The sequence below is a fragment of the Halpernia frigidisoli genome (assembly GCF_900113805.1).
Taxonomy (GTDB): domain Bacteria; phylum Bacteroidota; class Bacteroidia; order Flavobacteriales; family Weeksellaceae; genus Halpernia; species Halpernia frigidisoli.
In genome coordinates this window covers 251,498-273,926 of the sequence record NZ_FOQT01000001.1, presented here as the reverse complement: position 1 = coordinate 273,926, position 22,429 = coordinate 251,498, and the positions used below count along the sequence as shown (strand labels likewise).

Annotated in this window: 16 protein-coding genes and 1 tRNA gene; 6 read left to right on the top strand and 11 right to left on the bottom strand. The window is 31.3% G+C overall.

The window, feature by feature from the left end:
• Positions 1-20 precede the first annotated feature (20 nt).
• Genes BM238_RS01315 through BM238_RS01305 form a run of 3 tightly spaced genes read right to left on the bottom strand, consistent with a single transcriptional unit; the run spans position 21 to position 3,341 of the window.
• A complete protein-coding gene (locus BM238_RS01315; protein WP_090078385.1) occupies positions 21-956 on the bottom strand; it encodes an SPFH domain-containing protein in 936 nt (311 codons plus the stop codon).
• A 59-nt stretch (positions 957-1,015) separates the two neighbouring features.
• On the bottom strand, positions 1,016-2,374 hold the full coding sequence (locus BM238_RS01310; RefSeq protein ID WP_090078384.1) for a deoxyguanosinetriphosphate triphosphohydrolase: 1,359 nt from the start codon (positions 2,372-2,374) through the stop codon (positions 1,016-1,018).
• Between the two features lie 55 nt (positions 2,375-2,429).
• Entirely contained in the window at positions 2,430-3,341 is a 912-nt protein-coding gene (locus BM238_RS01305; protein WP_090078383.1) for a mechanosensitive ion channel family protein, read from the bottom strand.
• A 216-nt stretch (positions 3,342-3,557) separates the two neighbouring features.
• On the opposite strand from BM238_RS01305, the gene BM238_RS01300 reads away from it, so the two are divergent.
• Together BM238_RS01300 and BM238_RS01295 are read left to right on the top strand one after the other, a co-directional pair.
• Entirely contained in the window at positions 3,558-6,152 is a 2,595-nt protein-coding gene (locus BM238_RS01300; protein WP_090079075.1) for a GH92 family glycosyl hydrolase, read from the top strand.
• Positions 6,153-6,155: 3 nt separating this feature from the next.
• Positions 6,156-6,512, top strand: a complete 357-nt coding sequence (locus BM238_RS01295; protein ID WP_090078382.1) for a basic secretory protein-like protein — start codon at positions 6,156-6,158, stop codon at positions 6,510-6,512.
• Positions 6,513-6,524: 12 nt separating this feature from the next.
• Here the strand turns inward: BM238_RS01295 and BM238_RS01290 are convergent, their stop codons facing one another.
• Both BM238_RS01290 and BM238_RS01285 read right to left on the bottom strand, forming a co-directional pair.
• A complete protein-coding gene (locus BM238_RS01290; protein WP_090078381.1) occupies positions 6,525-6,851 on the bottom strand; it encodes a type II toxin-antitoxin system PemK/MazF family toxin in 327 nt (108 codons plus the stop codon).
• The gene (locus BM238_RS01285; protein ID WP_090078380.1) at positions 6,839-7,090 is read right to left on the bottom strand and encodes an AbrB/MazE/SpoVT family DNA-binding domain-containing protein; all 252 of its coding nucleotides are present in this window, start codon (positions 7,088-7,090) and stop codon (positions 6,839-6,841) included. The genes BM238_RS01290 and BM238_RS01285 overlap by 13 nt, the downstream gene beginning before the upstream one ends.
• Before the next feature lie 584 nt (positions 7,091-7,674).
• Between BM238_RS01285 and BM238_RS01280 the strand changes: the two genes are divergently transcribed.
• Positions 7,675-8,502 (top strand): GLPGLI family protein, encoded by an 828-nt coding sequence (locus BM238_RS01280; protein WP_090078379.1) that lies wholly within the window; start codon positions 7,675-7,677, stop codon positions 8,500-8,502.
• Positions 8,503-8,614: 112 nt separating this feature from the next.
• Positions 8,615-9,499 (top strand): peptidase associated/transthyretin-like domain-containing protein, encoded by an 885-nt coding sequence (locus BM238_RS01275; protein WP_143093331.1) that lies wholly within the window; start codon positions 8,615-8,617, stop codon positions 9,497-9,499.
• Between the two features lie 155 nt (positions 9,500-9,654).
• On the opposite strand, the gene gcvP is transcribed toward BM238_RS01275, so the two are convergent.
• Positions 9,655-12,516, bottom strand: a complete 2,862-nt coding sequence (gene gcvP, locus BM238_RS01265; protein ID WP_090078376.1) for an aminomethyl-transferring glycine dehydrogenase — start codon at positions 12,514-12,516, stop codon at positions 9,655-9,657.
• 136 nt (positions 12,517-12,652) lie between these two features.
• Entirely contained in the window at positions 12,653-13,297 is a 645-nt protein-coding gene (locus tag BM238_RS01260; RefSeq protein ID WP_090078375.1) for a J domain-containing protein, read from the bottom strand.
• Positions 13,298-13,476: 179 nt separating this feature from the next.
• On the opposite strand from BM238_RS01260, the gene BM238_RS01255 reads away from it, so the two are divergent.
• On the top strand, positions 13,477-14,493 hold the full coding sequence (locus BM238_RS01255; protein ID WP_090078374.1) for an asparaginase: 1,017 nt from the start codon (positions 13,477-13,479) through the stop codon (positions 14,491-14,493).
• A gap of 95 nt (positions 14,494-14,588) precedes the next feature.
• Positions 14,589-14,675 (top strand) — tRNA-Ser (locus BM238_RS01250).
• A gap of 73 nt (positions 14,676-14,748) precedes the next feature.
• On the opposite strand, the gene BM238_RS01245 is transcribed toward BM238_RS01250, so the two are convergent.
• The 4 genes from BM238_RS01245 to BM238_RS01230 are packed head-to-tail and all read right to left on the bottom strand — an operon-like array spanning position 14,749 to position 22,389.
• Positions 14,749-20,796, bottom strand: a complete 6,048-nt coding sequence (locus BM238_RS01245) for a P-loop domain-containing protein (protein ID WP_090078373.1) — start codon at positions 20,794-20,796, stop codon at positions 14,749-14,751.
• A gap of 26 nt (positions 20,797-20,822) precedes the next feature.
• The gene (locus BM238_RS01240) at positions 20,823-21,101 is read right to left on the bottom strand and encodes a hypothetical protein (protein WP_090078372.1); all 279 of its coding nucleotides are present in this window, start codon (positions 21,099-21,101) and stop codon (positions 20,823-20,825) included.
• A gap of 29 nt (positions 21,102-21,130) precedes the next feature.
• On the bottom strand, positions 21,131-21,487 hold the full coding sequence (locus BM238_RS01235; protein ID WP_090078371.1) for an HNH endonuclease: 357 nt from the start codon (positions 21,485-21,487) through the stop codon (positions 21,131-21,133).
• 56 nt (positions 21,488-21,543) lie between these two features.
• Complete coding sequence (locus BM238_RS01230; protein ID WP_143093330.1) at positions 21,544-22,389, bottom strand: GmrSD restriction endonuclease domain-containing protein; 846 nt, start codon at positions 22,387-22,389, stop codon at positions 21,544-21,546.
• Positions 22,390-22,429: the final 40 nt, after the last annotated feature.

Genomic DNA, 22,429 nt, shown 5'->3' with positions numbered 1-22,429 from the left:
TTTTTTTTTATTTTTGAATTTTAAGAATGCAAGTGATCTTTTGGCGCTGGTGGAAGTTTACCCCTGTCGAGTTCATCAACTTTCGTAGCTGAGATCATTGCTGTCATCATATCATTTAACATCGAAGTTCCGGTCGTCGGTGTGTTTGGAAGGAGAACTAAACTACTTCTGTTACTCGATCCGATCGAATGCAACGTATCATAATGCTGTGTAACCACTATTAATGCAGATGCTTCATGAGAACCAATGTTTACGCCGTTCAGCATTCTTACCGACTCTTCCAAACCTCTCGCAATCTCTCTTCTTTGATCTGCAATACCTTGTCCTTGCAATTTTTTAGATTCTGCCTCAGCTTTTGCAACAGCAACAATTCTAATTCTTTGTGCTTCAGATTCATATTCTGCGGCGGTTTTTTCACGTTCCGCGGCATTAATTCTGTTCATTGCGTGTTTCACCTGTTCATCAGGATCGATATCCGTTACTAAAGCTTTAATTATATCATAACCATAACTTTGCATCGCTTCCTGCAATTCATTTTTAACGGCGTTCGCAATATCATCTTTTCTTACAAAAACATCATCCAGACGGGTTTTTGGCACTTCCGCACGAACAACATCAAAAACATAAGATGTAATTTGATTTTCAGGATTTTCTAATTTATAGTAAGCATCTTTTACATTGGTTCTAATAACCTGATACTGAACAGAAACTTTCATTTTAACGAAAACATTGTCCAAAGTTTTAGTGTCGATCATCACATCTAATTGCTGAATACGAAGATTCAATCTTTTAGAAATTTGATCAATGTAAGGGATTTTCAAGTGCAAACCTGAATCGCAAACTTTTAAAAATTTACCTAAACGTTCCACAACTGCTGCAGATTCCTGTTTTACGGTAAAAAAAGAAGCGAAAAGTGTGATTAAAAGGAAAAAGCCAATTATTGGTAAAGCGTACATGGTGTTTTATTTTAAATATTAATTCTAAAGATATGGAATTTTAAACTGATAATCTAATTTTACATCGTCATTCCAATATCGATTCCTTTTATCTTTCGATAAAGATCCGTTGCATAATTATCCGTCATGCCAGAGACAAAATCTAAAACGCCCAAAACTTTTTCATAATCTTTACCTTCATTGTAAACAAACTGTTCAGGCAAAAGCTTTAAAGCCATTTTATCATAAGATTTTTGTTTATCTTTTGATTTTAAAACCGTCGGAATAAAATGATTTAAAAGCTCATACATCACATTATAACCAGCATTTTCAATTTCAATAACTGCTTTGTGATTATAAATTTTTTTAATAGAAAACCGTTCAATTTCCTGTAAAGTTGGATTTTCTTTTCGGTAAATATCCAATAATGCTTCGTTTAAAGTGCCATCTAAAATTTCATTAAAATTTGACTTAAACAAATGCAAAGACTGATTTATTAAAGCATTAATGACCTTTGCGCGCAAATAAGAAATCCGTTCATTGGAGTTGGTGATAAATTTTAATTTTTCCTCTACTCTATCGGTATTTTGATTTTCAGATTTTATTAAATCAAAAAATAGATTTTCACAATCTGAGGTCGAAACAATGCCCAATCTGTGCGCATCCTCCATATCAATAATATTATAGCAAATATCGTCCGCCGCTTCTACGAGCCAAACGAAGGGATGTCTTTTATAAATTAAAGGTTCATTATTTTCTTCTAAAATTCCGGTCGATTTTGCCATTTCCTGAAAAGTTTCTTTTTCATTTTGAAAAAAGCCAAATTTCTTTCGGTTTACAAATCCTTTTTTCCTGGCGATTGCCTCACAAGGGTATTTTGCGATACTCGCTAAAGTTGTAAAAGTCAATTGAGTTCCACCAACATCTTTTCCTTTTTGTTGGTGTGTTAAAACACGGATTGCATTGGCATTTCCTTCAAAATTAATAAGATCTGCCCATTCTTTTTCGTTAAATTTTTGCTTTAAATCTTTCTCATTTTTTTCAAAATAACTGGCAATGGCGTCTTCGCCGGAATGTCCAAAAGCAGGATTTCCAACATCATGGCACAAACAAGCAGCGGCAATTACGTTGCTTAAATTATGCTGGTAAAAAGTTTTAGAATTTTCATTTAAATCTCCAGAAAAATTTCCAGTTATAAATTCGCCCGCTAAACTTCCCAAACTTCGTCCCACAGATGAAACTTCCAGAGAATGCGTCAATCGGTTATGCACAAAAACGCTTCCAGGCAAAGGAAAAACCTGTGTTTTATTTTGCAGTCTTCTAAATGCAGAAGAAAATATAATCCGGTCAAAATCCCTTTGAAAATCTGTTCTTGAAGCCGAAACCACAGAATGATTCCCTGTTCTTTGATGGGTAAAAAGTTGATTGAGTGAAGTCATTTTAAAAATAATCTGAGCTAAAAATTTAAATAAAAGAAATAATTAAAGCAAACATTTAATCACCGCTATTCTCAGATTTACTTAAAAAAGCGACCGGCATTTCCGTCATCGTTGTACCGCCTTTTATTCCAAAATCCAAAGTACGGATCGGAAACGGAATCATGATATCATTTGCATCATACGCTGCTTTTATCTTCATGATCGCTTCGCTTCTTGCCTTTACGAAAACTGGTTGTTCTGAGGAATTTAACCAAATTCTACAGGATAAATTGATCGAGCTGTCGCCAAATTCTACAAAGAAAACGGTAATTTCATCTTCCATAGCGCGATTTTCCAGATCAGAAACTGCTTTTTTAGTAATTTCCTGAACTTTTGCCAGATCATCACCATAAGAAACGCCAAGTTTTAAATCTAAGCGACGTTTAGCGATGAAAGAATAATTATCAATTGCGTTTTGGTAAACCTCTTTATTAGGAATTATAATCGTTTGCCCTTCAAAAGTCTGAATCACCGTATCTCTCAAATTGATCTCGATCACTTTTCCCATATAATCTTTCAATTTCACGATGTCTCCTACTTTTATAGGTTTTCTGAAAGAAATAAAAATTCCCGACATGAAATTTGAAGCAATATCCTGAAAAGCGAAAGCCAAAGCCAAACCTAAAATTCCCGCACCCGCCAAAATCGAAGTTACCGCTTTATCCAACTGTAAAACAGTGAGAACAGTGAAGATAACAACGCCCATTACCACTAGATAAATGATGGAGCTGAAAAGATTATTCAAAGTGACGTTGTAGGAAACTTTACCAATAATTTTCCTAGATATTTTGCGTACAAACTTAGAAATGTAAATGCCAAGCACCAATATGACAGCTGCCAAAATGATGTTTGGAAGCAATTTGATAAGTGCTTCAGTCCAGTTTGTGAGTTTTCCTGATATTAAACCAGACATCGTGTTCAGATCCATCTTTTATATTTTGTAGTTGACAATATAATGAAATTAAAATTTAATAATGTAATAATATTAACTGAATTGATATAGAAGGTATTATTTTAGATTTTCCATCATAAAATTTAAATTTTCAATGTTTTAAAACAATTTTTAAGTTCTTTTCCTTTCTTAAAGTTTGACTTGTATTTTTAGTACTTTAGCAAAATATTGACTGTTTTTAAATCCAATCCAATGACGAAAAGTTTCAAATTATCACTGCTTTTTATTTCTTCCTTATTTTCAAATTCCATTTTATTTGCGCAGGAAAAAGACCTGGTAAAATACGTCAATCCATTAATGGGCACATTTTCTAAACCAGATCTGTCTAACGGAAACACTTATCCCGCAATTTCCACACCTTGGGGAATGAATATGTGGACGCCGCAGACCGGGAAAAATGGCGATGGATGGCAATACAGATATTCTGAAGAAAAAATCCGTGGATTTAAACAAACTCATCAACCAAGTCCGTGGATGAACGATTATGGTGTTTTTTCCTTAATGCCAATTTCAGGAAAATTAAAATTTAAAGAAGAAGAAAGACAAAGTTGGTTCAGCCACAAATCTGAAATTTCCAAACCAGATTATTACAGCGTTTATCTCGCTGATTACAATATTACCACAGAAATTACACCGACTGAAAGAGCGGCAATTTTTAAATTTACTTTCGGCACAAAAGCAGATTCTTATGTGGTTTTGGACGCTTTTAACAAAGGAAGTCATGTTAAAATAATTCCTTCAGAAAATAAAATTATCGGTTACAATAAATATTACAGACGAGGAAAACTGGAAAATTTTGCCAATTATTTTGTCATCACTTTTGACACGCCTTTTTCCGAAATGAAAACCTGGCAAAAAGAAGAATTATTAGGTCAACTTGAAACTACGGGCGAGCATTCCGGCGCGGTGGTTGGTTTTAATATTACTAAAAAAAATCAAATTGTGACCGCAAAGGTGGCGTCATCTTTCATCAGTTTAGAACAAGCGGAACTCAATTTAAAAAGGGAAGTCGGCAATAAAACTTTTACAGAAGTTCAAAAAGAAACACATCAGTTATGGAATGATATTTTAGGAAAAGCTTTGGTAGAAGGCGGAACAGACGAACAGACCAGAACATTTTACAGTTGCCTTTACAGAACTGCTTTATTTCCAAACAAATTATATGAAAAAGATGCAACCGGGAAAATTGTACATTACTCACCTTATAATGGGAAAATTGAGAACGGCTATATGTTTGGCGGAACCGGTTTTTGGGATACTTTTCGCGCTTTATATCCTTTAATTAATTTATTAAATCCGAAAATAAGTTCAGAAATGCAGCAAGGTTTGGCTAATGATTATCGGGAAGGCGGATTTTTGCCGGAATGGAGCAGTCCGGGTTTTTCGGATATTATGATAGGTAATAATTCTGCGTCGGTCGTGGCGGATGCTTTTATTAAAAAAATTCCGGATCAGGACACTGAAATTTTATGGAATGCTCTTGAAAATGGTGCCAATAAGGAAGGCCCGATGAGCGCAGTTGGAAGATTTGGCGTTGATTATTATAATAAAATTGGCTACGTTCCTTATGATGTGAATATCAATGAAAATGCTGCACGAACATTAGAATATGCTTACGATGATTTCAGTATTTATCAGTTTATAAAAGATAAAAACATTAATAAAAGCATTAAATTAAAATATGCACAACGGGCGCTGAATTATAAAAACGTTTTCGATAAATCAACTAATTTAATGCGCGGAAGAAATTTTGACGGCACTTTTCAGAGTCCATTTAATCCGCTAAAATGGGGCGATGCTTTTACGGAAGGAAACGCGTGGCATTACACATGGAGCGTTTTTCATGATATCAATGGATTACAAAATTTAATGGGCGGAAAAAAAGTTTTTGCAAAAATGCTGGACTCCGTTTTTTCTATGGCGCCGGATTTTGACGACAGTTATTACGGCGGAACCATTCACGAAATTCGGGAAATGCAGATCGCAAATATGGGACAGTATGCCCACGGCAATCAGCCCATTCAACACATGATCTATCTTTATAATTATGCGGAACAGTCTTACAAAGCGCAATACTGGCTGCGGGAAACAATGAACAGAATGTATCAACCCACGCCGGATGGCTATTGCGGCGACGAAGATAATGGCCAAACAAGCGCCTGGTATGTTTTTTCTGCGATGGGATTTTATCCAGTTTGTCCCGCTACACCCGAATACGTAATTGGTGCGCCACTATTTAAAAAAATAACTTTGACTTTTGAAAATGGTAAAAAGTTTGTCATTAACGCGCCAAAAAACAGTGCTGAAAATAAATACATTTCTTCTCAAAAATTTAATGGAAAAAATTATTCTAAGACATTTTTAAATCATTTCGAAATGCTAAAAGGTGGAACTTTAGATTTTGAAATGGGCGTAAAACCCAATGAAAATAGAAAATATTCGGACAGCGATCTGCCTTATTCTTTCTCTAAAAATGAACCAATTTATAAAGAACTAAATCAAAAGACGACAACTTCAGATCGTTCGATGTTTAAAAATCAAATCATTAATGAAACAAAAGGCGATCTTTCATTAATGTTGATCGATAATCATTCGGTTTTTACAAATGCTTATAAGCAAAGATTTGTAGATATGTATTTTCTGCAATATCCAAAACTTATACATAAATACAACAAAAATTCTTTGAAAAAAGTCACCTTCGTTATTGATAAAAATTATAAAGGCGTGGCGGAAACTGACAACGGCATCATCACATTTAACCCGGAATGGTTTGCAAAAAACCCCTAAGATTTGGATGTAATCACACACGAATTGATGCACATCGTTCAAAATTATAAAGATGAAAAAATCCCAAATTGGCTTACAGAAGGCGTTGCAGATTATGTCCGCGCGACGGAAGGCGTGAATAACGAAAAAGCAAATTGGAAAATGCCCGATCTAAAACCAGAAAATAATTTTGATAATTCTTACCGAATTACCGCAAGATTCTTTGTTTGGCTCACTCAAAATTATGACAAAAATTTAATTATAAAATTAGATAGTGATGCGAGGAATAATAATTACACGCCAGATTTCTGGAAGAAAAATACGGGGAAAAGTCTTGAAGTGCTTTGGGAAGAATATAAAATGAAACCGGCTTTAAAGTAAATAAAGAATGCATTATAAAGAAAACATTTTTTTCAAAACTTCAAAAACGTCAGATTGTTCATTTTCGGATAATTTTGCCAGTTTATTTTTCAATCTCGATTTATCAACACAGCGAAGTTGGTCTAATGCAATTTGACCGTCTTTTCCCTTCACTTTACAGTTTACCCGCGACGGATAATTTTTTAAAGAAGTAGTCAAAGGTGACATGATAACTGTATTTAATGCGTCGTTCATTTCATTTGGCGAGAGAATTACGCCCGGTCTGGTTTTATTTATTTCTGAACCTTTTGTGGGATCAAATTCTACGAAATAAATTTCAAATCTTTTTACCACGTCCATTCTTCTTCGTCAAATTTGTTTGAGAAAGTCATTTCATTATCAAAATCTTTCAAAGAACCGGCTTTTAAGAATTGTTCTTTCCAGTTTTGTCTTGGCTCGGTTATTTTTTGAATTAAAATTTTGCCGTCCTCAACAATCAATTCTAATTCATCTTTAGGTTCAATATTCAGTTCTTCTAAAATTATTTTACTTAAAATAATACCGGAAGAATTTCCTATTTTTCTCAATTTTGTGGTCATAAAATTAATTTTTAGTAAAGTTATAACAAAATTATAACAGTTAGTTATTCATTTGCTGTAATTATTTTTAATTCTAAACTTTTAAATATTAAGATTATTACTATATTTGAGTTATAAAAAATTAAAAAACGTGAGACAAAACTTTACAAAAATCGGTGTATTTATTTCATTAATAGAGCACATAAACTAGTTGTTGGAAATTTTTATACTTCACCTCAAAAAACAGTAATATGATACTCGATACGATATAGTTATTCCAATTATATTATTTTGCGCAATTTATTTTGCGGTCGCAGAATTAATTGGTAGATCAAAACATATTGGACGTTGGTGGACTTTTTTGACTAAAGAAGAACAGAAGGATTTGAAAGATACGCGCTGGAAAATGGGATAACACTTCTCGAATTAGTGACATTTTTAAAGATAATCGCTATTTAAACTTGGCAACCTTAAAAACCACAATCATCACTTGTATTTCAAATAGATCAAGTTTTGATTCACCATTTTAATCTAAAATAAAAATCAATCAATCGTTCAGATATAGTTTGTGCTCACTTTGGGCGGTTCTTCTTAATTTACTTTTTATGAATTCAAAAAAATGCAAAATTCTAAAAATTATATTTTTATTATTCTTCTCATTATCTTTTTCCCAGACTTCTAAAAATGACTCTCTACGGGGTAAATTCACTTATTTGCTTCAATGTAAACCCAATAGTTTAAGTCCAGATTACGTCTACAAGGAACTTTTTTCACTTCAAATAAGTGACAGACGCGCATTTTTCATCAGTGAAAACAAGTTAAAATTTGATTCGCTTTTTACTACAGAATATAACAAAGGAAATGCAAAGATTGATTTGACAAATCTTTCATCCCTGAAATCATCAAGTTATGTAATCATCCAAACAAATGATGACTTTAAATATTACACGACAGTAGGAATGACTTTATTAACATATACGACCCCAATAATCGATAAATGGAATCTGATTGATGAAACTAAAGTCATTAATTCAATTGTTTGTGAAAAAGCAGAAGTAAGATATAAAGGAAGAGATTGGATTGCCTGGTATTCAACCCAAATCCCCTTTCCCTATGGTCCTTATAAATTTAGCGGCCTACCAGGTTTGATTGTCAAAATAACTGATAGAACTGGAGATTACGATTTTGAATTGGTAAGATCAATACCAAGTTCCAAATTGAAGGGCAAACTTGTATCAGTAAGTGGAATATATTATAAAAATGCGAAAATAACCACAAGCAAAGACTTAATTGAAGCAAAGGAAAATTTTAAAGCGAATGCTAAACACGAATTTGAGTCTATGGGCACTCAATTTTTCAACGACCAAAAAGAAAAACCGAGAAAAAATGAAACGAGGAAGAATGGATTTAATCCGATTGAATTAGAGGACTAGAAGAAACATCTTATAACATCGGTTTTGCAATATTAAGATATTTTCGCAAGTTTAAATATTTTAGATTCTAAGCGACACCATCGCAAAGCCACAAAACATAATGCAACATTTTATGAAGACACATCTAATATTAATATTTTTCGTTTTAAACACATTTTTCGTAAATGCACAACTTTCTAAGTTTTTGCTGATTGACGGCATTGATAAAACACCGGTCATTTATGCTAACATAAAATCTCAAAATAGTGATTTCGGAACGTCATCTGATTCTTTAGGAAATTTCTTTTTTGAAAAGAAATCTCAAGTTTTAATAAACGCTGTGGGATATGAAAAAATCAGACTTGATTTAACGCAAAACAATTCTACAATAGAACTTATTCCGAAAGAAAAACTATTGCAAGAAGTTATTCTATTTAAAAGAAAAAACCAAAATGAAATACTGCTTGACGAATTTAAAGCATCCAAAATCAATCAATACTATGGATTATCTGCGACACAAAATTCATCGTGGATAATCGGAAAATTCTTTGGAAACAAATCTTACAAAAATAAATTTTTGAAAAAGATAAAAATTTTAACCAAAAGCAATGTGGAAAATGCAATATTCAACGTTAGAGTTTATTCGGTTGATAATTATGGTAATCCTTCGAATGAATTATATAACAAAAACATTATTGGAATTGCAAAAAAAGGTAAACATAAAACTGAGGTAGATTTATCATTCACAAATGTCACAATTCCTCAAAGTGGAATTTTTATCGCTGTAGATTGGATCAAAAATCAAAAAAATTTATATGAATATAAATATACCACTAAAAATAGTAGCGAAAAACTGTTAGGCAAATCATACTCTCCTTCGTTCGGAACTATCCTAAATCAGGATGAAAATAAGACAAAAATTTTTAGAGGTAACAATTGGGAGCCAGTGATTAAAGATATAACGACTAATACAAATAGTTACTGTATTCTTGCTATGGAACTAACATTAACCGATTAAAAACATAACATCCCTTGCTTGTGCGGGCGTCACGCTCGTATTCACCAATGAGCACAAGCAAGATGCTTGCGCCAGCGTAAAATAAAAATTTTGACAAAAAGAAAAAAATCCCCTTCGTCACCGAAAGGGATTTTCTATAAAATTTAATTTCTAATTTATTCCATATAACTTTCAATCGGCGCGCAGGTGCAAACCAAATTTCTATCACCAAAAGCATCATCAACTCTGGAAACCGAGGCGAAGAATTTTCTACTGCGAACCCAATCTAATGGATAAGCCGCTTTTTCACGGGAATAAGGTTTGTCCCAATTGTCGGAAATTACCAGTTCCATTGTGTGTGGTGCATTTTTTAGGACGTTATTTTTCTCGTCTGCATCGCCATTTGCTACCTCATCAATTTCTTTTTTAATGGAAATTAAAGCCGCTGCAAAACGATCCATTTCTTCTTTGCTTTCAGATTCTGTTGGCTCGATCATCATGGTTCCGGCAACAGGAAAACTCATTGTCGGTGCGTGATAACCATAATCCATCAAACGTTTTGCTACATCAACTACTTCAATTCCGATGGCTTTAAACTGTCGGAAATCTAAGATACATTCATGCGCAACTCTACCTTTTTTATTAACGTAAAGAATTGGAAAATGTTCGCCTAAAACTTCTTTTAAATAATTAGCATTTAAAATCGCATGTTCTGTGGCTTTCATTAAACCTGAAGTTCCAAGCATTTTAATATAAGCATAAGAAATATTTAAAATTAAACCCGAACCATAAGGTGCACCGGATATACCGTCAATTGATTGTTTTGTCCCCACTTTAATATTTGCATTGGTCGGTAAAAAAGGAACCAAATGTGCCGCAACGCAAATTGGACCAACACCCGGACCGCCGCCACCATGAGGAATTGCGAAGGTTTTATGTAAATTTAAGTGGCAAACATCCGCGCCAATATTCCCCGGACTTGTGAAACCAACCTGAGCATTCATATTCGCGCCGTCCATGTAAACCTGACCGCCGTTATCGTGAATTATTTTGGTGATTTCCTTAATGTTTTCGTCGAAAACACCATAAGTTGAGGGATAAGTGATCATTGCTGCAGAAAGATTTTCTTTATGCATTTCTGCTTTTGCTTTCAGATCTTCAGAATCAATTTCTCCGCTTTCCAAATTTTTCACAACTACCACTTTTCCGCCGGCAATAACCGCGGAAGCCGGATTTGTGCCGTGGGCAGATTGTGGAATTAATACAATATTTCTATGACCTTCGCCAATTGATTTTTGATATTCTCTAATCACCATTAAACCTGCATATTCACCTTGCGCACCAGAATTTGGCTGTAAAGAAGTTCCTGCAAAACCAGTAATTTCTGAGAGATCTTTTTCAAGTTCTTTAATCATTTCCTGATAACCTCCTGCTTGTTCGGTAGGTACAAAAGGATGCACACTTCCCCATTCTGCCCAGGAAATTGGCAACATTTCTGTCGCTGCATTCAGTTTCATGGTACAAGAACCAAGCGAGATCATAGAATCCGTTAAGGATAGATCTTTACGTTCCAGTCTTTTGATGTAACGCATTAATTCTGTTTCGGTATGGTAAGAATTAAATACATCTTCCGTTAAAATTTCGTCTTTACGCAAAATTTCAGCCGGAATCTGAACTTCTTCACGCAACTTTAATTTAAAACTTTGCTTATCTACGAATTGCGCAAAAGCGTCAAACAAGCGCTGAAGTTTCGCCATTGTAGAAGTTTCATTTAAAGAAACACTTACGAAACCTTCTGAAAAATAATTTAAATTGATTTTACTGTCGCGCATTAAAAACATCAATGCATTTTTATCTTCCGGATGCATTCTGAATTTTACCGTGTCAAAAATTGGCTCTTCGACCAAGTCATATCCTAAAGCCAATAAACCTTCTTTTAAAGCAATTGTTTTAAAATGAATTTGGTCGGCGATAAAATTTAAACCTTTTGGTCCATGATAAACAGCATACATTGAGGCCATAACCGCCAAAAGAACCTGCGCGGTACAAATATTTGAAGTTGCTTTTTCTCTTTTAATGTGTTGTTCGCGCGTTTGCAAAGCCATTCTCAGCGCACGTTTTCCGTACATATCCTGAGAAACACCAATAATTCTTCCCGGAATATCTCTTTTGTAAGATTCTTTACATGCAAAAAATGCTGCGTGAGGACCGCCGTAACCCATCGGAATTCCGAAACGTTGCGAAGTTCCCACCGCGCAATCTGCGCCCATATCTGCGGGCGATTTTGCTTTAATTAAAAACATCGGGTCACAAGCCACAACGACTTGTAAATTGTGTTCTTTATAAGATTTTATATTTTCCGTGTAATCTAAAATGCCACCATTCTTTCCTGGATACTGAAGTAAAACTCCGAAATAGGATTCGTTAAACTGGTGATTTTTATGGTTGCCAATGATCACATCAATTCCTAAACCTTTTGCTTTAGTTTTTAAAACTGAAATTGTCTGTGGCAAAACCAAATCTGACACAAAAAATTTAATTGCTTCCCCTTTTTTCTGATCTTTACTTCTACTTTCAAAAAACATGTGCATCGCTTCTGCAGCCGCCGTAGATTCATCTAAAAGTGATGCATTTGCAATTGGCAAACCTGTTAAACTAACTACCATAGTCTGGTAATTTAAAAGTGCCTCCAGTCTTCCTTGTGCAATTTCCGCCTGATAAGGCGTGTAAGCAGTGTACCAACTTGGGTTTTCTAAAATATTTCTTTGAATAGCAGAAGGCAAAATAACGTTGTGGTAACCAAAACCAATATAATTATCAAATATCAGATTTTTTGACGCCAATTCTTTAGAATGTGCCAGCATTTCATATTCTGAAAGCGGCTCAGAAATATTGAGATCTTTCTCTAATCTGATAGAATCCGGAATGGTTTGAGAAATTAATTCTGAAATATCAGAAACGCCAATTTTTTTGAGCATTTCCTGTGTATCACTTTCGTTTAGACTAATGTGGCGATTAACAAACTGCTGTGTGTTCATATTATTTTACGATATTTTTTGTTGAATGTAGGTTCGTAAAATTACGAATTTTCAAGTGAGTCGGCAACATCTGATTATTTAAATAGATGATATTTATCAATAGTATAGAAGAAAATTTAAAGGTAAATTATTGCTATTAAAAATTGTTTAAAACAAAAAATAAAAGCATAATTAAGATAAAAACTATCAGCAAATACCTGAAAATTTTTGGTGAACCTGATGGATTTCGAGCAGATTTTTTTTGAGGTTTAAGTAAATCCTGAACCTCAGATTTTATTTTTTCTCTGTCGTTTTCAAAAACTTCAATGATCGTTATTCCTTTCACAACGGTTTTTTGAACGGAAGAATTCATTGCGTGAAGCAAGATCTGAAACTTGCCGTCAACAAATTCTGTTATTTTAAAAGTTCTTTCGCCGTAAGATTTTTCTAGGCCAAAAGGTAAAATTTTAACGACATCTGCATTTTGGGTTTGCCACGTAATGATCACCTCTTCGCCTTTTTTTACCCGAATTTTGTTTGCCGAAAAAGTTTTAATATAAGGTGGCAAATTGTTACGCGTATTTTGTTTAGGCAAAGAAAAATTAGCATCATAAATTTTTCGTGAATCATGATTGCTTAAAGTTTCATAGGCTTCCTGCACTTCTCTAAAACGGTTTTCGAAGAATTCGTCGTTGTCCGTTTTGTCAGGATGGTATTTTAAAGATAATTTCCGGTAAGCTTTTTTGATTTCTTCGTCTGAAGAATTTGCAGAAACACCGAGAAAATAATAATAATCTTTCAAAACTTTTAATTGAGTAGCAAAAGTAAGGAAATTTAGTTGTTGGTTAATAGTTGATAATTGTCAGTTATACCTTTTAGTTTTTAGTTTTTAGTTTTTAGCAAAATTTAATTTAAAAATTTAAATCTTAACTCTTTGTTCTTCATTCTTTGTTCTTGATTTAAAATGTCTAATTTTAGCGCATGAAAAGAAAAGTACTTCTCATCTACACTGGTGGCACGATCGGCATGGAAAAAGATTATGAAACGGGTAGTTTGCGCGCATTTAATTTTGAAAATATTTTCGAGAAAATACCTGAAATGAAACTTTTGGAATGTGAAGTTTCCGTTCATCCTTTCAAAATCCCTTTGGATTCTTCAGATATGGGACCGGAAGAATGGAAAATTATCGCCAATTATATTTCGAAAAATTATGAGAAATTTGATGGTTTTTTAATTCTTCACGGAACTGACACCATGTCTTACACGGCTTCAGCATTGAGTTTTATGTTAAAAGGTTTAAGAAAACCCGTCATTTTAACAGGTTCACAACTACCGATCGGTGATCTGCGAACGGACGCTAAAGAAAATCTTTTAACAAGCTTATATTACACCAGTTTATATGAAAATGATGAAGCCGTTTTGCAAGAAGTAGCGCTTTATTTTGAATATAAACTTTTACGAGGCAATCGAAGTTTAAAATATTCCGCAGAGTTTTTTGATGCGTATCAAAGTCCAAACTATCCGATTTTAGGGCAATCAGGTGTTCATTTAAATATAGAAAAAGAGCAACTTTTCCGGGCTGATAAAGATGAAAAATTTTCGGCAGATCTCAATATTTCACAAGATGTTTTATTTTGGCGAATTTTCCCAGGAATGCAGGTTTCTCATTTTCATGTGTTGCCTCAAATGAAAGTTTTAATACTTCAGGTTTTCGGATCAGGAACTATTTTTAACACCGAAAAAACTAAAAAAACGCTTCAACAACTTCGCGAAAATGGAACTGAAATAGTGGTTGTTTCGCAATGTATTTCGGGCGGCGTCACCATCGGAAAATATAACAATAGTAATGTTTTCACAGAAGTTGGCGCCATCAGCGGAACCGATATTACGGCGGAAAGCGCCATTACTAAAGCAATGCATTTACTTGATAATCCTAATTATAGTGGAACATTTAGTGAAAATTTTGAAAGAAATCTTCGCGGTGAAATTTCTGAATAATTTCCATTTTTAGATTAAATTTTGATTTTTTAATTTAAACCTAATATCAATTTTTAGGTTTCAATAAAATATCCTACTTTTGCAGTCTTCAAATCAGAGAGGTGTCCGAGTGGTTGAAGGAGCTAGCCTGGAAAGCTAGTGTACGGGCAACTGTACCGTGGGTTCGAATCCCATCCTCTCTACAAATAGTACTGTTTATCAGTAAGTTATATTAATACCACCCAATTTTACACCCAATTCTCTGGGTGTTTTTAGTTATAAACTAATAATTCTTATATCAAACTCACTATTCTCCTCATCTATTTCTGTTCCGTAGTTTCTTTGTTTGAATTTCATAGTTCTAAAAATTTTCGTGTGTTGGTAAAGAGTATTTATACCAATATTTTTTAATCGGCTTATACCGTCATTTGTAATCGTAACATACCATCCGTATCCAGATTCAGAATGTAGATTTCTACTTTTATTTGATAAATCATTACTTTTCCAAAATATAGATTCAATAACAGTTATTCCATTCTCGTCCAACCATCTAAAATTTCCAGTAGCACTTAATTTAAGACCCAAATCGTGAGCAATCATTGGGTTAAATGCTAACCAGTTTATTTTTTTATTAAAGGAATACCATGACCAATTAAAAAAACAAAGTGATTGAATTTGTATCGATTCGTAATCTAATATGTGGCGTTTATTTGAAGAATTAAAAATCAAGGTATATTGCAAATTATTCTTAAATTCATTAAAATCAACAAAGGCTTGTCTTCTTTCTAATGTTAGACCATCACCCTGTCCTTCAATAAAAGTGTTTTCTTCCAGGATAAATAAATTTTCAGAAACATTAAATATTGTATTTTTAGTTAAGTATTCATTATCAAGTTTATCTACCCATCCTACTTCTGCATAAGGTGCATAATCATCTTTTTTTAATATAGATGGTATAAATAGTGGTTTTGGTTGAACTTGAATTTGAGAAATACTTTCATCAAAATTATCTCCTATTACGAATGCTAACTCGTAACTAATTATTTCAAGGTCTAGTAATTCCTTTAAAACCATCATTAGACCACACCAAACTTTTTGATATTGTGGTCTTTTGTAAGAAATTTTTAGATCAAATTTATATTCATAAATATCTCTTATTTCTTTTTCAGATAATCCCCTATACCAAGAAGGTTGAGTAAAATTTGAATTACCCAAATTCATTATTCTATATGCAATATTAACTTTTTCAAACCCTGATTCTCTAGATATCTTACTGATTTCATTAAGATATAGATGACAGTATTCCAATGGATCATTGGTATTTCTTAAATATCCTGTTTGGTCAAGCCTTTTCATTCTAATCTTATCGGAGATTACCAATTCTGGTTTATAATTAAGTTCTATGGTATAGGTTAGAGGAATTTTTAAGGTATTTGGCCTATTTAGACTAGCATAATCAAAATTAAGCCTATCTAAAATCCTTTCTGCAATTAAATGTAAATCAAATCTTGGATGATTGTAAATATTAAGTATGCCGTTTTGATAATTTCGGGTAAATTCCACATCCACTAAACTAATTGTCGCTAATAAACTTATATATTGCCACTCCATTTTACTTTTGTTTAAAAAGGCAAGTATTTGTGTGACAATTGATTTAATTTGTACTAATTCTTCTGCTAATATCTCAATTAATATTTCATCAAAATAGGAAGGGAACTCGAATAAAAACTGAATAGTTTTTAAAAGGAAATCTTCAGGTTCCAAATTTCCTTCAAGATCAGGAATGTCAGTATTACGATAACTATTTTTTAAAAGTTCTTTTAGATACTCACTTATAACAGGATGGTATTTATTATAAGTAAAATCATTATCAAAAATTTTGAAAATATCATCTATATTATTTGAAAACCCATTTCCAAAATTCACAAATTCTATATTTTCTGCAAATTTTTTGAATGCAATATGTGCTTCTGAATCATCAACTATTTTTAGTAATTCTAAAGGTTTAATTATACTACCTCCATCATAATAAACTTGCCATCCTGAAGTTTTTGATTTGTCTAATGCCTTTTGAATTAAACTTTTAACATATATTTTATCCCCAAAATGATTATAAATTCCTTGGGCTATTGAAGTTAATTCAACACTATCAAAAGATTTTTTCTCTATTATTATTTCAATCTGCTGTAATGTAAGAACTGGTAAAACACCATTTAAAATTTCAGACCATTTAAAATAACTGTTAGAATTTTCATTTTCCATTAAGTTAATTAGTTCATCAAAAGAAATTGCAATGTCGGAAACCTCACTTTTTTGTAATGATCTTCCATCTTTAAGTTTTAAATTTTGATAATCATCATTAGAAGAATATCTATCTTTTGCTTTTTCACTATAATCTAATTCAAGATTTTCTAAAGGCATATTCCTATCATTACAATATTTCTTTAATTCAATTAAATAGTCAGTTCTTTTTTCAACTATAGAATAAATTTTAATTTCATTAATTAAAGTTTTAACAATGTTTTCATCTATTTCATTATTAAACATTGTTTTAATAAAATCTGAAGTTGCAGAATTTCCATCATCAAAATTTAAAATAATTCTAGAGAAAATTTTTACAATTAAAGTTTTTTGACTTGGTAGTTTGTTTAGTAAGTAGTTAAGTGAAATATTTAAAGAAGTTCCAAAATTAACCTGCCCTTCAAACAACAAATACTTAAAAACTTCAAAACCATTTCCAAAACTACATAAAGATTTTAAAATTTCTTCAGCGGGTGTTTTATTTGCATAATTAGTACTATAACTTATTGATTTTAAAGATTTTATTATAAATCCAATTTCTTGAATTTCAATCATTTCATTCTTTAAATTCCAATTTAACAAATAATCCAACTGATAATCCTTCTCATATTTGATACTAAATGAAACTTCCATTAATTGTTCTAGAATTTTATAAGCCTCATTTATCATCTCTAATTTACTCCACAATTCTATTTGCTTAACACCATTTTCTATTTGTGCATAATTATCAACGCTATCAAAAATATAATCATCAATTTTATTTAATTCATTTACGCACCAAATATTTTCTGTGTCAAAGTCAATCACAACATCAATTATCTTTTGCTTCTCATCATCTTTCCAAAATTTATTATTATTTGCCCATTCGTTTGAAACTAGTTCTAAAATATCTTGTAAAAAATTTTGCGAAATCCATTCACTATTTCTTATAATTAAACTTACAAGATTAACTTTATTTTCTTGTATTGTATATTCGTATTCGTAATCTGTTATTTGATGATGAAAATATCCAAGAATCTGATTTATACGAAAAATAAATCCTTTCGATGCATCTGGATTATCATAATATAAATAAGCATAACATTTTCCTAATTCAGCAAACTCATTGTAAAATGACGATACTATTGACTTTTCATTTTTTGGTATTAAAACTTTCGACTCAACCGAAAATTCTTTAGTTCCAATATAATAAAGTCTAGAGTAATCATAGATATATAACAAATAATCTCTTGATAAATATTCAGTATTTACTTTATCTGCAATTATTTCTAAAGGAGTTATAAGTTTATTAAAATATTCTAAACTTTTTGCAATATCCTTATTAATTATTGCCTCTATTATTGATAATCTTCTATTTTTAGAATTGTTTTGTGTTTCATCCCAGTTTATTAATTTACTCAAACTAGTTTGATATAACTCCTCTTCTGGCTCTAGTTCAAAAACAACATCATAGTAGAAATAAAACATATCTAAATCAGTAATTCTTTCCAATGACTGATTTAGTTCTTTCAATTTTTGTTTATCTCCAATTTCAAAAATTAAATTTTTTAACTGGTCTAAAGTTTCGTGTACAATATTTCTTCTCTCCTTTCTACCATATTCTTCTACTTCAACTTGGATTACCTTTATTCTATCCAAAATTTCATCTATGGGAAAATATATACAAGAAAGTACTGCCCATTTTACAACCAACTCAACTTCATCTGTGTCAGTTAATTCATTTCTGTCATTACGATTTGGTGAAACCCTTTTAGATATATTTAAAATGTAATCTGGTTCTGCTTTTTTAAGCAAGTATTGGGATAACTCAATATTTCCAACTTTAAATAACTCAATTGCATAATCAAGCGCTTTAGTTTTGGAAACAAGCAATTCAAAATTATTAAATATGAAAGAATTTGCAATATCTATTTTTCCAACTTTGAGAAAAATTGAGTAATAATTACTAATATGAAAGTTGTTTCCTCGCTGGCTAATTTCAGAATAAGAAAGAAAATAATCCATTAATGCTACTGTATCATTTACAAAATAACTTGATTCAGCAGAAAGTTTTATGTCTTCCAAAATTTTCTTGTAGTTTCTAAACTCAAACCATTGTTCTCTAAAAAAAGATTGATTTGAACTTTCAACAAGTAATTGATAATCCTTTGCATGGTAAAGATGAAACAGTATATTATACTTGTAATCAGAGTTTATATTTTTTGTTACTTCATATATTTTTTTGTGAAAGTCTATGTTTATTTTTTCATCATATTCTTCTAGCAGGAAATTTTCCGAAGTTTTTTCTTTTAAAAATTCTTTAAAACTATTATGGAAAAATTGCCAAATATTTCCATTTTTATAAAAATAATGTTCTGATAAGTTTTTTATTTTTTGTAAAACACTTTTATCATTTTGAAATAAGGGTAATAAATTTATATCAATGTAAGAATATCTAAATCTTGAAATGATTCCTAAAATATCAGTAAATTTTTCTTCTAAATTATATTTATTCCAAAAAATATTATATTCATCATAGATATCTCCAGAAAAACTTTTTTGCGAAATAAACTCCTCATATTTTTCTACTGGAATTTTAATTAATTCTTCAATTGTATATCTTAAAAATAATGGGTGTCCTAGAGTATTATCTTTTAGTTCAGTTAATTGATATTCTTCTAATTCTATGTCATAGGAATCTGTAATGTTTTTAATTTGCTGAATAGTTAATGGCTTAATAAATACAATTGAATTATTGTTTTTCAGTGAAAGTTTAATTTTATCCGGTAGATTATCTAAATTAACTATAGTTCTACTACCAAGAATAAAATATACATTGTCAGGAATATTTTCAGGATTTGGAAGTATTTCAAGCAAACTTTTAGTAACGTTCTGTTCTCTTTCAATATGGTCTAATCCATCAACTATGATATATGTTTTCTTTCCATCATTCTGTAAATTTTTCAATTCATTAGACAGTTGTTTTTGAAGTTCTTCTAAATTTTCTGCAGGCAATTCCTTTTGGATGGAAAAAGAGTTTTCTCTTATTTGAATTAGTAAATCTTTGAGAAATATTTTTGCCTCCCCTCTATATCCAAAGTCGTAATCCATTTCGCTATTAACATAAGCATAGTATTTTAAAACTCTATCCCTATCAACATCTATCCATTTTGTCAATAATGTAGATTTACCTGAACCAGCGTTACCAATGATTGCTATATATCCCTTTGTATTTTTATCAATAACATCATTTAATTCTCGAAGTGTTTCGGTTATTGGTTGATAATGTTCCTCATCTACAAAAAAAGAATGTTGAAAATAAGTTTCATATCTTTCTAACAAATTGAATTCAGAAAGTAATTCTCTTTTATTATATTTTTTATTTCCTTTAGTGCCAATGAGTTTGAAAATATTTTTTGAAATTTTATCAATATCTTTTTCTCGCTGAAAAGAATTATAATCATATATCTTTTCTTGAACATTATACTCATTGTCTGTTACAAATGTGAAAGATTTTATAAAATGAATAAATTCTTCATCTTCCGCATGGCACATATCTTTTAAATTATTAAACACAGGTATCCAATTTTCCTCCAAAGTGTCCAATGGATAACTTTTTAAATAGTTCCAAAAACAATCTAAAAAATTAGAAAATGAAGGTTTTATATCTCCTTTGTATAAATCAATTTTATCCTTAGTAGATGCTTTTTCGTTAGATATGTATTTTGCCAAAATAACTTCCGAATATTCTCCTTTTAAATTTTTCCATCCTTCAAAACATCCTTCAATAATGCTTTTGCCCGCATTTTTTTTGGGTGTTGTTAAATTACTATACGTTAGATTTGAACTTACATCTTTAACTTGAAATGCCTTGATGTAATCTTTGCATCCTATTAGTACATCATCAATTTTACCTGCAGTTGCACTTGCAAATTCTATCCATTCGAGATTATTGTTTAATAATTCTTCATATATTTCAATGGCACAAACCTCAAATTGTTTATTGTAACCAACGATTGCAGATATTTCTCCGAGTTGTTTCATTTAAGTAGAAGTTTTTATTAAAAAATTTATTTTAGAATTTCATCAATATCTAATTCAATCCACTCATTACTTCTAAAAAGTTTGATAGTAAGTTTATCCAATAGTACTTTAAATTCTCTATCCTCCCTTTCTTGTTCTTCTTTTGGTGTTGGTGATAAAACTTTAATATTTATATCACCATCAAAATAGAAGTTTATTTTTTCTTGCCCACTAAAATAATCGTCTGTAAGTACGGTTTCAAATATTGCACATTTGTTGTCAAAATCTAGATTTTCAAATTCTTGTTTTGTATATTTTTTTTTCATAATTAATTAGTATTGATAGTAATTACAAATTAAACTTTCGCTCCTTTAGACAAATTATGATGAGAACATAACAACTCTCCATTTTCGATTTCAGTTTTTCCACCTTTTGAATGTGGTGAAACATGGTCTGCTTGATATTTAGACCAACTTACTGATGCTTCTTTTTCTGAAAGTCCATCTCTCAGACATTGCTGACAAAGTCCTTTGCCTTTTCTGTAAATCAATATTCTTTGTAATTCTGAAAAAGCTCTACTAGTATCATTTTCTATTAGTTCAAACTTATTATCTGAAAAATACTTGAAAAATATTTGGCGTAAAATTATATCTCTTGATTCTAAATCCGTTTCCCCCTGTTGTCTTCTATTACTAAAAGTTAGCAAATCCATATCTGTGCCTTCATCATAAGTTTTCCATCTCTCTTAAAAATAATAAACAAAAATCTTTAACTCGTTCTTGAGTTTTTTTCATCTAAAACATAAAACATTCTTAAATGGCGTATCAGCATATATATTGAAATAATGAAATACTCCGTAGAAAATTCTTTTATACCATTATTTTCATCTATCATAAAATCATTCTTAAAAATATTATAGAATGTACTTAGATTTTTCCTTACAGCAATTGCTATTTTGGTATCTTCGAAAGAATAGTCTCCAATTCCCTTTATATTTTTATGTTCATTGATAAATTCTGTTATTTTCTTATCACTTAAATCTGCATAACCACCTTCATTTTCAATCAGTAGGAACCTGGCTAAAAATTGTAAATGTTTCATTCTATCATTATCAACATCTAATAATTTGAAAAATGGCAACTTGTCTGGATTTTCGTCTATTGGTTTATATTCATCATAATCAAAAGTCAAATCATCTGAATATTTTACGATAAAATTTCTACTTAAACTTGATATTTGGGCATGTGCAATTTCCATATAGTTTAAAGATTCTCCTTGTTGAAGTCTCCAAAAAATATCTGTTGCTATTATCTGATGCTCAACGTTATCCGGTATTTCAATGTTTTGAATTTTATCCGCTTGAAATTTTAATGCTTTGTCAATAAATTTTTTTTTAATGTCTGTATCCAAATCTTTATAAAACTTCCCTGCCAAATTATCTCCTAAATCGGCTAAACTCTTTGGCAGCGAATATTTATTGTCAAAGAAGTCTTGCACAGTGGTTATTATTTGTTGACCATCAACAATTTCACTTACTGTAGTTGATTCATTTTTACGTACTTCTCTTATTACCAACTTGGGAATATAATATCTTCTAAAAAGGCTATCAATCAAGGCTTAATTTTTTTTTCTTGTTCCACACCGCTTTTCTTTG

What these genes read in the sequence shown, in the direction of transcription:
- BM238_RS01300 (WP_090079075.1), top strand. Translation starts at nt 3,558, where the DNA reads ATGACGAAAAGTTTCAAATTATCACTGCTTTTTATTTCTTCCTTATTT.
- BM238_RS01245 (WP_090078373.1), bottom strand. Translation starts at nt 20,796, where the DNA reads ATGAAACAACTCGGAGAAATATCTGCAATCGTTGGTTACAATAAACAA.
- BM238_RS01305 (WP_090078383.1), bottom strand. Translation starts at nt 3,341, where the DNA reads ATGGATCTGAACACGATGTCTGGTTTAATATCAGGAAAACTCACAAAC.
- BM238_RS01275 (WP_143093331.1), top strand. Translation starts at nt 8,615, where the DNA reads ATGAAGACACATCTAATATTAATATTTTTCGTTTTAAACACATTTTTC.
- BM238_RS01310 (WP_090078384.1), bottom strand. Translation starts at nt 2,374, where the DNA reads ATGACTTCACTCAATCAACTTTTTACCCATCAAAGAACAGGGAATCAT.
- BM238_RS01290 (WP_090078381.1), bottom strand. Translation starts at nt 6,851, where the DNA reads ATGGACGTGGTAAAAAGATTTGAAATTTATTTCGTAGAATTTGATCCC.
- BM238_RS01315 (WP_090078385.1), bottom strand. Translation starts at nt 956, where the DNA reads ATGTACGCTTTACCAATAATTGGCTTTTTCCTTTTAATCACACTTTTC.
- BM238_RS01235 (WP_090078371.1), bottom strand. Translation starts at nt 21,487, where the DNA reads ATGGATTTGCTAACTTTTAGTAATAGAAGACAACAGGGGGAAACGGAT.
- BM238_RS01240 (WP_090078372.1), bottom strand. Translation starts at nt 21,101, where the DNA reads ATGAAAAAAAAATATACAAAACAAGAATTTGAAAATCTAGATTTTGAC.
- gcvP (WP_090078376.1), bottom strand. Translation starts at nt 12,516, where the DNA reads ATGAACACACAGCAGTTTGTTAATCGCCACATTAGTCTAAACGAAAGT.
- BM238_RS01285 (WP_090078380.1), bottom strand. Translation starts at nt 7,090, where the DNA reads ATGACCACAAAATTGAGAAAAATAGGAAATTCTTCCGGTATTATTTTA.
- BM238_RS01280 (WP_090078379.1), top strand. Translation starts at nt 7,675, where the DNA reads ATGAATTCAAAAAAATGCAAAATTCTAAAAATTATATTTTTATTATTC.
- BM238_RS01255 (WP_090078374.1), top strand. Translation starts at nt 13,477, where the DNA reads ATGAAAAGAAAAGTACTTCTCATCTACACTGGTGGCACGATCGGCATG.